The organism is Polaribacter sp. AHE13PA (assembly GCF_019278505.1).
Lineage (GTDB): Bacteria > Bacteroidota > Bacteroidia > Flavobacteriales > Flavobacteriaceae > Polaribacter.
This window is the reverse complement of sequence record NZ_CP058985.1, coordinates 2,307,718-2,321,915: the sequence shown is the minus strand read 5'-3', so window position 1 is coordinate 2,321,915 and position 14,198 is coordinate 2,307,718. Positions and strand designations below refer to the sequence as shown.

Annotated in this window: 12 protein-coding genes; 6 read left to right on the top strand and 6 right to left on the bottom strand. The window is 31.3% G+C overall.

What is annotated here, in order from left to right; translation table 11 throughout:
• The first annotated feature begins 3 nt into the window (after positions 1-3).
• Together H0I28_RS10090 and H0I28_RS10085 are read left to right on the top strand one after the other, a co-directional pair.
• Positions 4-276, top strand: a complete 273-nt coding sequence (locus H0I28_RS10090) for a hypothetical protein (RefSeq protein WP_218731341.1) — start codon at positions 4-6, stop codon at positions 274-276.
• Positions 277-404: 128 nt separating this feature from the next.
• Positions 405-575: a hypothetical protein gene (locus H0I28_RS10085; protein WP_218759031.1), complete on the top strand. Its 171-nt coding sequence runs from the start codon at positions 405-407 to the stop codon at positions 573-575.
• A 126-nt stretch (positions 576-701) separates the two neighbouring features.
• Here H0I28_RS10085 and H0I28_RS10080 read toward each other — a convergent pair whose 3' ends face one another.
• Positions 702-1,586, bottom strand: coding sequence for a ChaN family lipoprotein (locus H0I28_RS10080; protein WP_218759030.1), 885 nt, complete (start codon positions 1,584-1,586; stop codon positions 702-704).
• A 363-nt stretch (positions 1,587-1,949) separates the two neighbouring features.
• Between H0I28_RS10080 and H0I28_RS10075 the strand changes: the two genes are divergently transcribed.
• From H0I28_RS10075 to H0I28_RS10060, 4 genes are all read left to right on the top strand, one after another.
• Positions 1,950-2,192 (top strand): hypothetical protein, encoded by a 243-nt coding sequence (locus tag H0I28_RS10075; protein ID WP_218731338.1) that lies wholly within the window; start codon positions 1,950-1,952, stop codon positions 2,190-2,192.
• A 242-nt stretch (positions 2,193-2,434) separates the two neighbouring features.
• Complete coding sequence (locus tag H0I28_RS10070; RefSeq protein ID WP_218759029.1) at positions 2,435-4,792, top strand: TonB-dependent receptor; 2,358 nt, start codon at positions 2,435-2,437, stop codon at positions 4,790-4,792.
• 56 nt (positions 4,793-4,848) lie between these two features.
• Positions 4,849-5,619 carry a DUF4625 domain-containing protein gene (locus tag H0I28_RS10065; RefSeq protein ID WP_218759028.1) on the top strand — a complete coding sequence of 257 codons (771 nt, stop codon included), beginning with the start codon at positions 4,849-4,851 and terminating at the stop codon, positions 5,617-5,619.
• Positions 5,620-5,678: 59 nt separating this feature from the next.
• The gene (locus tag H0I28_RS10060; RefSeq protein ID WP_218759027.1) at positions 5,679-6,155 is read left to right on the top strand and encodes a DUF4625 domain-containing protein; all 477 of its coding nucleotides are present in this window, start codon (positions 5,679-5,681) and stop codon (positions 6,153-6,155) included.
• Positions 6,156-6,347: 192 nt separating this feature from the next.
• Here H0I28_RS10060 and H0I28_RS10055 read toward each other — a convergent pair whose 3' ends face one another.
• The 5 genes from H0I28_RS10055 to H0I28_RS10035 are packed head-to-tail and all read right to left on the bottom strand — an operon-like array spanning position 6,348 to position 14,151.
• Positions 6,348-8,186 carry an arylsulfatase gene (locus H0I28_RS10055; RefSeq protein WP_218759026.1) on the bottom strand — a complete coding sequence of 613 codons (1,839 nt, stop codon included), beginning with the start codon at positions 8,184-8,186 and terminating at the stop codon, positions 6,348-6,350.
• 57 nt (positions 8,187-8,243) lie between these two features.
• A complete protein-coding gene (locus H0I28_RS10050; RefSeq protein WP_218759025.1) occupies positions 8,244-9,632 on the bottom strand; it encodes a sulfatase in 1,389 nt (462 codons plus the stop codon).
• Positions 9,633-9,639: 7 nt separating this feature from the next.
• Positions 9,640-11,181: an arylsulfatase gene (locus H0I28_RS10045; protein WP_218759024.1), complete on the bottom strand. Its 1,542-nt coding sequence runs from the start codon at positions 11,179-11,181 to the stop codon at positions 9,640-9,642.
• 4 nt (positions 11,182-11,185) lie between these two features.
• Positions 11,186-12,334 carry a putative glycoside hydrolase gene (locus H0I28_RS10040; RefSeq protein WP_218759023.1) on the bottom strand — a complete coding sequence of 383 codons (1,149 nt, stop codon included), beginning with the start codon at positions 12,332-12,334 and terminating at the stop codon, positions 11,186-11,188.
• Positions 12,335-12,345: 11 nt separating this feature from the next.
• Complete coding sequence (locus tag H0I28_RS10035; RefSeq protein ID WP_218759022.1) at positions 12,346-14,151, bottom strand: alpha-L-fucosidase; 1,806 nt, start codon at positions 14,149-14,151, stop codon at positions 12,346-12,348.
• Positions 14,152-14,198 lie beyond the last annotated feature (47 nt).

Sequence of the window (14,198 nt, the reverse complement as noted above, 5' to 3'; positions counted from 1 at the left end):
TTTATGGAAAATGTTTTTAAATATTACGAGTTTTCACCCTTTTTTTTAGATACATCAGATAGTTTTTCTGGTAATGAAATTAGTTTCACAGAATTAAATGAAACTCATTTTTTAATTTTTGAAAAGAATAAAGATGCATATAATTTATATGTATCTAGATATCTTCAAAAAAATGATATTGGAGTAAATGCCCCAGAAATATTAGAATTATTAGTAGAAAACTACGATAAGAGCATTCCTGCTCACCGAATAATGATTAAGCAATACCTTCACTAAAGTACCTTTCACCGAATATTTTTTTAGAAATACCTATTTTATTTTTTATTTGTAGTGACTTTTATAAACAATATGAGTCTTATAGATAAGAAACAATATATATGGTTAAAAAAATTACTTTTTTACTAGTGATAATTTTTATGGTTCCTGCGTTAGGATATAGTCAAGCTGTTCCTATGCCTGCAGGTCCACCACCACCTCCGGGATTGCCTATAGATAATTTAATAGGTATTTTGTTTTTAATAAGTTTAGGAATAATATACGGGTCTAGAAAGATCCTTAAAGATAGTAGTAGTTAGTTTTTATACTAAGTTTGGTTAGACGAAAAGGCCTTGGACATTTGTTCAAGGTCTTTTCTATTTACTCAATTTGGTAACTTTAATATTAATTCTTATTATCTTTTTAGGTTGATGTAGAAAATAAAATTAGTTTTCTGTTTGTGTCATATTATCAGCAACTACAATTATATAATTAGCAATGCTTTCTTTTTCCTCTGATGTTAATTTACTCCATTCAGTTGCTGTTACCGTTGTAATTGATTTAATGTTTAAACCTGGGTTAATTTGATGAATCCACCATATAATTCCTTGTCCGTAGTTAGAGTGGTAAGAACCTTCTATATGAAGTAATAAATCTCCTTTTTTAAAGTTTTTAAGAGAAAAATGCGCCATTGTTGCATCTTTTGCTGCTTGAGCAGTTTGTATGTTTAACATATTTGGAGGAACATGTCCGCCCATGTTATCTGCCATTTCTGCATACGCTTTTACGGTAGGGTCAAAATAGGTTTCTAAATCAGGGCCAATTAAAGCAAGTGCTTCCGGGCTTAGTTCTTTTAAAGCACTTATCCCCTTTTTACTGATTAAAGAAGCATATCTTCTAGGGATGTTTGTTGCAATAAAACGAAGTTTATTTTCTTTTGCAAATTCAACTAAAGGTCTATAATCTGTGTCATAATTGTTCCACATTTGTGTCATTTCAGGAATCATTTTACTTTCTGGATACAATCCAGATAAATATTCATTTAAAACCAATTGATTTCCGCTTTCTAACATTTCTGCTCCAAAGAATAATGAGTCTCCTTTTATTTCAAACAAGCTTTTACTAACTTCTAATTGCATCCAATGTGAAATTGGGTTGTAATGATACTCTCCAAAAAATACCATATCACTATCAGCAAGATCTTTAATCATTTTATTATAATTGGCAGTCTTTCCATTATTTTTAAATAATTGATAAGCAGGTTTATCTTGTGCTCTGGTAGTACTTATTAAAGATATAAATAAGAGAGTTGTAAGTATTAAATATTTCATGTTTTGTTGGTTTAGGTTTGCGAAATTAGAGGATGAAATAAAAGGTTCTAGTTAAAGGATTGTTAAATATAAATTCCTTTTTAATTATTGCTTTAACAGGCTATTTTAGGTAGTTTATGTACCGAAGTTTTCTTTTTATTATTTTAATGCAATTTAGTTGCAATAATATAAAAAATAGAATATGTTTGCAATTGCGTTAATGCAACTTGATTGCTTTAATAGCAGTAGAGTATTATTTATATTTAAAAGTAAAAAGTATTTGTTGATAAAATAATTAAATTATTATTTAATGTCTTAATGAAGTTCAGTCACTTAAAAAATAGTATCACTTATTTGTTTCTTGTTCTTTTTCTATCAATGAAAATGGCAGGTTTACATGCTTTGTCTCATACAGATGATAAAGAGCATGCATTATATTGTGCAGTATGTGATAATGCGATTGTAAACAATTTAACTCCCATAATTACTTCAGATGCACCTGATCTCGAATTTAAAAACATTGAATTTTTTATTCAGAAAGAAGTAATAACAAACTACAAAAGTATTATTTCTAAGAATACTTTTCCTAGAGAACTCTTTTCTCGACCTCCACCTTTTTTAGTATAAGTTTTTCTATGCATATTATTTATAAGTTCTATAAGTAATTAGTTCTGTGTTTATTCAATTGATTTCTTTTAAGTGGTTTATTTAATTCATTTTTATGGATGTTTTAAACAGCTTAGTTGTTACTATGTGTCAGTTTAATAAAGCAAGCTATTGGTTAGTCTTTATGTGTGTATAGATTTTGTCGTGGTTCTTTTTTAAGAACAAATGTTCAAATCTTATAGTATACAATTATGTTTAAAAATATGTTGAGTATATGGCTATATTTTAGCTTGTGCTCTAGTGCGTTTGCGCAAGATTCTTATCAAATAAAAGGGTCTGTGTTAAATGATAACAACTTGCAGCCTTTAGAAGGTGTTAATGTTGTAGGAGAACATTCATTTTCAATTTCATCTAAATCAGGGGAATTTACAATAGATATTAAGAAAGAAGGTATTTATACTTTCAAAATTTCTCATGTTGGTTACGAAGCTAAAACCGTTACAGTCACTGTAAAATCTAAAATAGTTACCATGCCGATTTTCTTAAAAGAATCATCTACAGCTTTAGATGAAATTAAGGTTTTTGGAAAATCAAAAAAAAGAGTGCTAAAAGAGAATCCGATTGTTTCTCATGTTGTTTCTAAAGAATTTTTAGACAATAATAGAGAAAATAGTTTGATGCAAACTTTAAGTAAAATACCAGGAGTTAGTACAATTAGTATTGGTTCTGGGCAATCGAAACCTACAATTAGAGGCTTAGGTTTTAATAGAGTTGCTGTGGTACAAAATGGTATAAAGCATGAAGCGCAACAATGGGGAAATGATCATGGTTTAGAAATAGACCAACAGGGAATAGATAATATTCAAATTATAAAAGGTCCCGCTTCTTTGTTGTATGGATCAGATGCTATTGCTGGTGTTATAGATATTCAGCCTAATAAAATTCCGTTACCAAACTCTTTTAGTGGAGAAGTAAATATTTTGGGAGAAAGTAATAATGATTTATTAGGAATTTCTGCAGGGATTGAATCTAGAAAAGAGAATTGGTTTTACAGAAGTAGATTAACGTATAGAGATTACGGAGATTATAAGGTGCCCACGGATAAAATTAATTATGAAAATTACATTTTTGATTTATATGATAATAATTTAAGAAATACTGCGGGTAATGAGGCGGATGCAAGTATAAGTATTGGTTATGTTTCTGATAAAATTACATCAGAAACTACATTTAGCAATGTAAATGCTAAAAACGGATTTTTTGCAAATGCACATGGTTTAGAGGTAAGAACTTCTAGTATCGATTATGATCGTTCTAATAGGGATATCGATTTACCTTTTCATAAAGTAAATCACTTTAAAATCACTAATAATACATCTTTAAATACGAGTAACCATAAAATACATTTTGATCTTGGTTATCAAAACAATCAAAGAGAAGAACACTCAGAGCCGGTTCCGGATGGTTATATGCCAAAACCTTCAGACACAAAAGAACGGGTATTTAATAAAAGCACCTATTCTTTAAATATAAAAGATGCATTTAAGCCAAATGAGCAACACGATATGGTTTTAGGTGTAAATGCGGAATATCAAGATAATAATATTGGTGGTTGGGGGTTTTTAATTCCGGAGTATAACCGTTTTACAGCAGGTGTTTTTGGTTATGATCATTTTCAAATCAAACATAACTTACACATTTTAGCAGGTGTTCGTTATGATTTAGGGTTGATAGATACTAAATCGTATAATGATTGGTTTCCGTCAACAATTAATAATGAAGACGGTTCTATTTCTTATAAGTATTTACAGAGAGCACAAGATAAAGTGTTGAATTTTGGTAGTTTAAGTGCTTCTCTTGGTTTAAGTTACATTAATAACAATACCACGTATAAAGTAAATGTGGGTAGAAGTTTTAGAATGCCTTTGGCTAATGAATTGGCATCAGACGGAGTGAACTATCACATGTATCGTTATGAAAGAGGAAATTTAGATTTAGATCCAGAAATATCATATCAATTAGATATTGATATCGATCATACTAGAAAATCGTTTAGTGTTGGGGTGAGTCCGTTTGTAAATATATTTCAAAACTATATTTATTTAAATCCGACTTCTAATTATTACGAAACTTTGCAAATTTATGAATACACACAAGCCAAGGTTTTTAGAGTAGGAGGAGAGTTTAGAGCTAATACCACAATATCTAAAAACTTGCAATTAGATGCTTCTGTAGAGTATGTGTATTCTAGACAAACTAGCGGACCAAAAGAAGGGTTTACACTACCTTTTTCTCCACCATTATCAGGTTTGCTGTCTGCCAATTATCAATTTAAAAAAATGCTCTTTTTTAAGAAACCACAATTAGTGGCAGATTATAGAATTACTGCTGCTCAATATGAAATTGTACCTCCGGAAGAAAAAACGGCAGGTTATCAGGTGTTAAATATGTCTTTTTTAGCTGAGGTAAATGTATTTAAAAATGATGATCCTGTGCATTTACGTGTAAAGTTGAATAACGTATTCGATACAAAATATTACAATCACACTAGTTTTTACAGATTGATAGATGTGCCAGAAGCAGGTAGAAATCTATCCTTATCTGTAACAGTTCCTTTTTAAAATTAATCAATAATCAATAAACAGTAATTAAATTAAAACAAATGAAAACCAAAATTATGAAAACAAATTTTAAATTTTTAGCAGTAATCGCTTTTGTCGGAATTACTTTACAATCATGTAGTAGTGATGAAACCTTGGACTTAAATGCTCCAATAATCTCAGGTTTTGAGTACGGAAAAGGGAGTGAACACACTACCGATCAAGTAGCTTATAAAGGATCGGATATTCATTTAGAAGCAGAAATTAATGCAGAGGCTATTGTAAGTAGTATTACGCTTTCTATACATGGTCATGATTTGGCTTTAGGAGAAGATGAGGTTCAATGGGATTTTGAACAAGTATTTACAGATACAGAGTACTTGGTAATTAATCCTACTTTTCATGAACATATAGATGTTCCTTCAAATATTCCTGCAGGAGAATATCATGTTGAGTTAACGGTTACAGATGAGTTAGGTAATAGTACAGAAGTAGACGGGCATATACAAATTTTAGACCCTATTACTTTAAGCGATATTTCTATTGACAGCACAGTAGCTAGAGGAAGTGATTTTCATGCAGAATTTATGATTGATGCTGTAAATGGTATTCACAGTGTTTCTGTGGATGCACATGCACATGGAATTACTGTTGCTGATGGAGAGGTAGAGTGGGATTTTGAACAAGAGTTTTTAGAAAAGTATCATGAGCAAACTTCTATTGAGTTTCATGAGCATATAGATGTTCCTGCAACTGCTCCAGTTGGTGAGTATCATATCATTTTTACAGTAGAAGATGAAGATGGAAATACGAAAGAATATGAAACACATATTGATGTTACGGCTTAATTAAAAATAAAATTACCGCATAGCATTAAATGTTGTTATGCGGTTTTAATTCTATAAAAATGAAATTTACACTAAAATATATTTGTTTTTTATCATTTATAATATGCATTGCTGCTTGTTCAGATGATAACAGCATTGATAAGGACTTAGATAAGCCAACAATTACTATTAATTATAATGAAGGATTTCCTCAGGGCTGTACTCAACTTTTAAGAGGAGAAACCTATAATTTTAAAGCTCAGGTTACAGATAATAAAGAATTAGCCTCTTATAGTATTGATATTCATCATAATTTTGATCACCATACACATGACGATCAAGGGGTGCAATGTGATTTAGAAGCAATAAAAACAGCTGTAAATCCATTAATATTTATGGAAAACTATTCGATAGTAGATGGAGTAACTAGTTATGAAATTAATATTTCAATTACAATCCCCAATGATATAGACCCCGGAGATTATCACTGTGCGTATTCTGTAACAGATGTAACTGGTTGGCAAAGTAGAACTTCTGTAGATATAAAAATTATTTAAAGAATCTTAATTATAGAAAAGTAGTCAAATTTTCTACAAATGAAAAAACCAGTAATTTCCAAGTCGTTGGAAAGTACTGGTTTTATTGGTGACCATGGCGAGATTTAAACCTGCAACCTCTTGAGCTGTATACAGGGTTAAAAAACACAGCTTGCCTAATTTTTTAACACTCGGCAGTATCTCTTAACATAATTATTCTAACAAAGTAAACTTTTTAGAGATTCTTGTTACTTTAATATAGTATGCTCCCCAGTCTACATTTTTATCAGTTACAAACCAAGCACTCATATCTGTTTTTCCTTTTGTAAAATTACCAGTAAAAGCTAAAGATTTTGCTCCTTTTGCTATTGGTGATTTTTGTTCCCAAGCTCCAATTTTAACTACTCCTGATTTAAAAGTCATCGCATTTCCTTCATTAATGGCTTCTGTAGATAATGTTCCTTCTCTACCAGCAACAGCATCATTAATAGCTAAACCAGCTTCAAATGGCCATCTACTAATTTCTATTTTATAAGAACCCGAGTGTTCAAAATTTACAGTAAAAAAGCCGCCTTTCGGATTCTTTTTTCCATCTCTTATATAATTTTGATTCCAAGGAAGATGAGATTCATGAATATGTGTATCATGGCATGTTAACTCTATTGGATTTTGATTATCAGAACCTAGAATAATTTCAGGAAATTGATTAAATTCTGTAGAAACTGAACTCCACCATTCATTATAAAAATCTCGCATTTTCTCTACCTTTTCTGGAAATTGCTTTGCAATATCATTTTCTTGACCTGGATCTTTAGCAATATCATACAATTCTGTACCATTCACCAATCTCATTTTGTCAGACATTACAGCACTTTTTCTCCATTTTATAGGACTTTGTACACGTTGAGAATCTGTAATTAAGTATTCTCTTCCAATGGTTTTTTCAGTTCCTAAAAGCAAAGAAGAAATATCTGAACCATCAATTTTCTTTTGTCTTTCAGGAAAATCCAAATCACACAAAGTTGCCAATGTTGGTAAAATATCTAAATGAGCGGTTAAATCGGTAACATCTTTTCCTCCGTTAATATTTTTACCTGGGTATGATATAAAAAACGGTACTCTATGTCCACCTTCATACTCGCTATTTTTAGTTCCTTTCATTCCACCGTTGAAACCGTATAATTTACCACCTACAGTTTTATACCCAGAAGCGGTACCGTTATCAGTCATAAAAATAACAATTGTATTATCTGCAATATTTAAATCTTCAAGTTTCTTTTGAAGTTTCGCAAAATTGTCATCTACATTGGTTATCATTCCGTAAAATACTTTTTGAAACTCCGGAATGTCTAAATCTTTGTATTTGTTATAATATTCTTCTGGAACATTATAGGGTAGGTGAGGTGCGTTTGTAGAAATATAAGCGAAAAACGGTTGGTCTTTCTTTTCTTCAATATATTTTATAGCTTCATCAAACCAAACATCTGTACAATATCCTTCATATTTGGTTGGTACTCCATTTTTAAAATACGTATCATCAAAATAATCATTATCCCAATAATCTGGAGTCTGACCAACGCCACCACCTCCATGAGAAATAGTGTATTTAAAACCTTTATCTTGTGGTCTAGAAGGGTAGGTGTCACCCAAATGCCATTTACCAAACATGGCAGTTTCGTAACCATTTTCATTAAAAACATCTGCCATAGTTACTTCGTCTTTTCTTAATATAGAAACGCCCCCAATTGTATGCCAAACACCAACTCTATCTGCATATCTACCGGTCATTAAACCAGATCTAGAAGGTGCACAAGTTGGCCCAACATGAAAATCTGTTAATCTAACAGATTCATCATGAAATTTATTTAAAGCAGGCGTTTTTACCAATGTATTACCATGCGCCCCAATATCTCCATAACCTTGATCATCTGTAATAACAATAATTACATTCGGTTTTTTGGTTACTTTAGAATCTGTAATTTTTTTAGACTGAGATGTACACGAAAATGCAATTCCTACAAGAGTAATTAGCAATACTAATTTTTTATTCATTTTAATTTATTTTAAAAAGTAGATAATAAGCTTTTGTTTTATTTAACAGTTTTAAACCTAATTAGGCAAACCTTCTTTCCAATCTTGCCACAAGCTTTTAAGCTCGTTTACAATTTCTTCATTATTTTCTGCTAAATCATTTTTTTCAAACGGATCTTTTGTGATATTATATAATTCCGTTTTATTAATTTTATCATTAAATAACATTTTCCATTCGCCTTTTCTAACGGCTCCTTCAGCCCAATGATCTGTATTCAAATTTGTAAAACGCCATTCCCAAAACAATGGTTTTGTTCTTTCAAAATTTTCATTTTCTAGAATAGATGTTATATTCTCTCCATCAATAGCATAGTCTTTTGGCAATTCTATTTGTGCTAAACTGGCAAATGTTGGCAATAAATCTACTGTAGAAAGTACACTTGTAGAATCTACTTTATTTGCCTGAACATGATTTTTCCATTTTACAATAAAAGGCACTTTAACTCCGCCATCATAAATGTCTACTTTTCTACCTTTTAAACCTGCGGTAGAACCTGCTTCTTTAGAAGGCCCCCATCCTGCTGGACCATTATCACTAGAAAAAATCACTAATGTATTTTCATCCAATCCCATTTCTGATAAAGAATTCAATAATCTTCCAACATGAAAATCGGCATCTTTTAAAACAGCATAATACGTTTCTTTGCTTGGAGATAAATCTTTGAAAGGTTTACGTTGTTCTTCTGATGGCCAAAGAGGTGTGTGTGGATCTTTCAACCAAAGATTTATAAACATTGGTTGTTTTCCTTTATTTCTTTTGATAAAATCAATGGTTTCATCAACAACAATTCTACTAGAACTTTGTACCCAAAGTGTATCATTATCCATATATCTAGTTGTTGGCCATTTTTTATCACCTTTCCAAGTTGGTCCATTTCCGTTCCAAACTCTGGTTTCATCATAACCATACACTTTTGGTTCAGGTGCATTAGGATCGCCGTTAGGCAAACCACCACCACCTAAGTGCCATTTACCAAAATGAGCTGTTTTATACCCTGCTTCTTGCATTGTTTTTGGTAAATAAACTGGTAAGGAATCGTCTAAATAATCTGGCATATTTCTTTTTACATTAAAATCATGGGCTGCTAAGTGACCATGAATACCATGTCTTGCAGGAAAATGTCCTGTTAAAACGGATGATCTACTCGGAGAACAAACACCACTAGTAACATGAAACTGCGTATACCTTGTTCCTTCTACAGCCATTTTATCTAAATTTGGCGTAACCACTTCTTTATTGCCATATACGCCTAAATCTCCATAACCCCAATCATCTGCAAAAATAAAAATGATATTAGGCCTTGTAATTTCACTTGCTTTTTCAACTTCTTTTTTACTGTTATTACAAGAAACACTTGAAAATATAACTAGTAATAATGTGATATATCTTAATGAAGAAATTTTCATAATAGTTTTAATTTTGAAATGTTTCTGTTTTCTGTTGATTGATTAAATCTGCTGCTAATTCTTTTACTTTTTCTGGAAATTGACTTGCTAAATTAGTAGATTGTCCGATATCGTCTTTAAGATTGAAAAGTTGCACGGTATCTTTATCTGCCTTAAAACGTTGTCCTTCTTTAAACCATTTAGGTATTCTAGCATGATAACCATCTTTATTATTGATATACAACCAATCTCCTTTTCTAACGGCATATTTGGATGTAAATGTATTATGAATAATATTTTCTCTTACAACCTTATTATTTTCTGTTAACCAAATATCCGAAAAATTATAACTATCATGTGCAAAACCTTTTGGTACTTTACTATTTGTAATAGTTGCTAACGTATTTAAAATATCTATTTGACTAAATAATTGCTTACTTGTAGTACCTGGTTTTATTTTTTTTGGCCATTTTACGATAAAAGGTACATGATGTCCTCCTTCGTAAACATCTCTTTTTACACCTCTAAAGGGATGTGAACTATCGTGATTGTAGTTTTTAATACGATTGTAAGCATATATTTCTGAGCCATTATCTGAAGTGAAAATAACAATGGTATTTTCATCTGCTTTTATCAATTTTAAAGCCTCTAAAATTTGTCCAACTGCATCATCTGTTTGGTACACCCAATCACCATAAGGACCTGCTTTACTTTTTCCTCTAAATTCTTCATTCGGAATTATTGGTGCATGTGGAGAAGGAAATGCCATGTACAAAAAGAAAGGTTTTTGTGCATTTTCTTGATTTTTAATAAACGTTACGGCAGAACTTGTAACAGTAGGTAAAACTTTGTAAAAATCCCAATCTTTTACGGATGGACCTGGTCTTAACTCCCAATTACCTTCTAAAGCAAAATCTTCTTTTGGATGTTGTAATGTTAATGTTGGTACTTCTGTAACCTTGTCATTTTCTATCCAAGTATATGGAGGAAAATTTATAGTTCCATCTCCAAAATAAGAATCAAACCCTATAGATAAAGGTCCACCAGGAATTTTTTTATTCCAATCATACGCTTGTGCTGGCCAAATTTCTAATTCCTTTTTTCTTCGTATTATTTTTTCTTTCTGAGTAAAATCTTTTTTTCTGATGGCTTCCCAATCCCAACCTAAATGCCATTTGCCAATAGCTGCTGTATGATAACCGTTTTCTTTAAGAATTTTAGGCAAAGTAACCTGGTTTTCTTTAAAAACAGTGGGGCCCATGGAATGTACAATGTCATTAAAATCTCGCCAATGATATCTACCCGTTAAAAGTGCATATCTACTAGGTGTACAAATACCAGAAGAACTATGTGCATCTGACATTAGCATGCCTTCTTTTGCCAATTGATCTAAATTTGGCGTAGGTATTTTAGATTCTGGGTTTTGAATTGCTAAATCTCCATATCCCATATCATCAGCATAAAAAATGATAATATTAGGTTTACTTATTTCGTTTGGTAATTTTGTTTTCTTTTGACAAGATGATAAAACTATCAATATGAATAAATAAAAATAGCTACTTAATTTCATAACTCTATTTTTTCCAGTCGATTCTTGATTTTTTCTTTTCTAAATCTACCCAAACGCTTGCATGTTCGTAATTTCTGGTTAAAATCCAACCGTTTGTTTGCATGTCATCTAAAGGTCTCCCTAAAGGTTTATCAAATTCTGGATACCATAAAAGCGATCCCATACTTAATCGATAGCCCCAATTGTAAATAATATAAGAATGTTTTTGAGCGCCAGCCAAAAAAGAAGCTAAAGCAAAATTTAAGTGTTCTTTAGAAATTTTCTCTTTTTCTTTTTCTGATTTCGCCATAAAACTCTTGTTTAACCAAGCATTTTCTGGCCAAGATTTAAAAACTACAATTTTCCCACTTTTTCCCGCTTTTTCCATTTCTTGAATATCTTTTAGCATACTTTCTTTTGTTTTGCTATTAAAATATCCAAAATGCTCAATCATAATGGCATCTGTGTTTTCAGGAAAATCATTTCCTGCATTTCTTAATGGTGTAGAACGAATTCCGTTGTAAACAATAATTTTATCACCACCAATTTTAGCTCTAGTTTCTTTAATTAAATCTTTTAATCCTTGCTGAATTGCATTGTATTTATCAATTCCCCATAAACGTTTGTTCCCAGGACTGGTTACTTGATTTAGTGCATCAAAGAAAACACCGTCTATGTTTTTATTCTCTAAATTTTCTTTGGCTACATTAGACCACCAATCTCTAAACTCAGGATTAGATAAATCATAGCGTTTCATTTTATTGTCTTTTAAATCGAACTCGCCTGTTGCTGTTTTTAGCCACAAATCTTTTTTTGTTTGATATTCATCATGTGCTTTATACATAGAATAATCTAAAAAAGCATTCCAATAAAAAACCACTTTTACATCTTTATTCAGCTTTTTTAAAACTTTAGCATCTGCAGCAATTGATTCTTCAGAATATTTATATTTTGGAAAACCATGTGCTTTTTCTAATACCACAAAATTGGAATGGCTAGCAATAAATTTTGCCTCTTTTTTTGTTAAAAGATCTCCTTTTTTTCCAAAGTGAAAAGCTACAGGAACTTTATCCCAACTAAAATCTGGATAATATGAGTCGTTTTGAGAAAATGCTGTTTGCACTAAAAATAAACAAATTAGGAACAAAGATGTATGTGAAAAAGGGGTTTTCATTATTCTTATATTTATTTGATTGGTCTTAATTTTAGAGATTTTAAACTTGATGTTTTTTTATCTCCTTCAACTAAAGATGTTGTAATTGTATGTAACCCTGGAGTTTTAAATTCTAAGATACCCATGCTATAAAAAACATATTTTTCTGTAGCTGCTTGTTGGTTTTGTACTGTTACACCTTCATCTGTAACAGTTTTCCATACCAACCTTTCCTTACCTGCATACGATAAATCTAAGTAATAGTAACCTGCTTCTTTAACATCAATATTCCATGTTATTGTTCCGTTTTCTTTCCAATCACTAACTTGATCAGCATGTTTCCATTCACCAAACTTTTCCATCCAACGTTTGTTAGATTGAGTTGCATTTTTAGCTTCTCCAAATTCTGTAATTAAAACAGTATCGGTATTTGGATACACACCTAAAGAATTATCTTCTACTAAAATTGTATCATCTTCATTAAACTTTACTTCAATAACAGAAATTAAATCATCTGGTGCTTTATAAGGCACATCAAAAGAAACCCAATCAGTATCATCACTTTGATTAAACTTCACTTTTTTGTTTTTCCCTTTAGGATTAACAATATATGCTGATTTAATTTTGGTTTTTAATCCTGGTAAGTATAATTTACCATCTGTAGGCCATTCCGAAACCGCTAAAAACATAGAGTTGTCTTTAGTTGTAACATCTCCCCAAGGTAATTTGTAACTCCAAGGTGATGGATTAGCGTTATAAACAACTTGAGAATATTTCTTTAACCAATCTCCAGATTCTCTTAAGAATTTTGCTCCAATTTCTGGAATAACCCCCATTTGATTTGGACCTACATTAAATAAATAAGTACCACCTCTTGCAACAGTTTCTATAACTCTTCCTAAAATTACTTTAGGACTCTTAAAGTTGTTATCATACCAAGCATAAGACCATGAATCATTGTTTGTATCTGCAGTTTCCCATAATCCTTTAATTTTTTTTGTAGGCACCTCCATGTCTCCAACACTAGCGTAGTCTCCCAAGCCATAACCAACTCTACTACACATCATTGCTTTTGGTTGTAATTCTCTTACCATATCTGCTAATTCTACCACATATTTTTCCTCCATATCTCCTGGAGTATCAAACCAAACAAAATCAATTTGTCCGTAGTTAGAACATATTTCTTTTACTTGTGGCTTACATTTATTGTAGAAATAATCTTCAAATGTAGCTTCTTTTCCATTTTCATCAACTTTAGGGCCTCTTGTTCCACCTGGAGCAGTCCAGTCTTGATTATGCGAATAATAGAAGCCAAAACCTAACCCTAATTCATGACAAGCATCTGATAATTCATGCATAGGATCTCTACCAAATGGAGTGGCATCTACAATATTAAAATCACTTATTTTACTATCAAACATGGCAAATCCTTCGTGATGTTTACTTGTAATAATAATGTATTTCATACCAGCATCTTTTGCTAGTTGAGCAATTGCTTTAGCATCAAATCCTGTTGGATTAAAATTATTAGCAACTTTCTTATAATCCTCCACAGGAATACCTGCCATTCTAGGATTCATAATCCATTCTCCAATACCATAATAGGTCTTATCTTCCCAAACACCTGCTAGGTTTGAAAACAATCCCCAATGAATAAACATTCCGTAATTACCTTCATCAAACAATTTTGCTTTTCCACTTTTTAAAGCATCTCCAGAAACTTTCGTTTCTCCCCACATTTCTTCCATTCCTTTTTCTTTAGGTTCTTGAGAATTTATATCTAAGACACCGATAAAGAGTACTAAAACGGAAAAAATTAAATATCCTTTTTTAAACATATGTGTATATTCTAATTAAATTTATTTTGAATCAACTATTTTTTCTA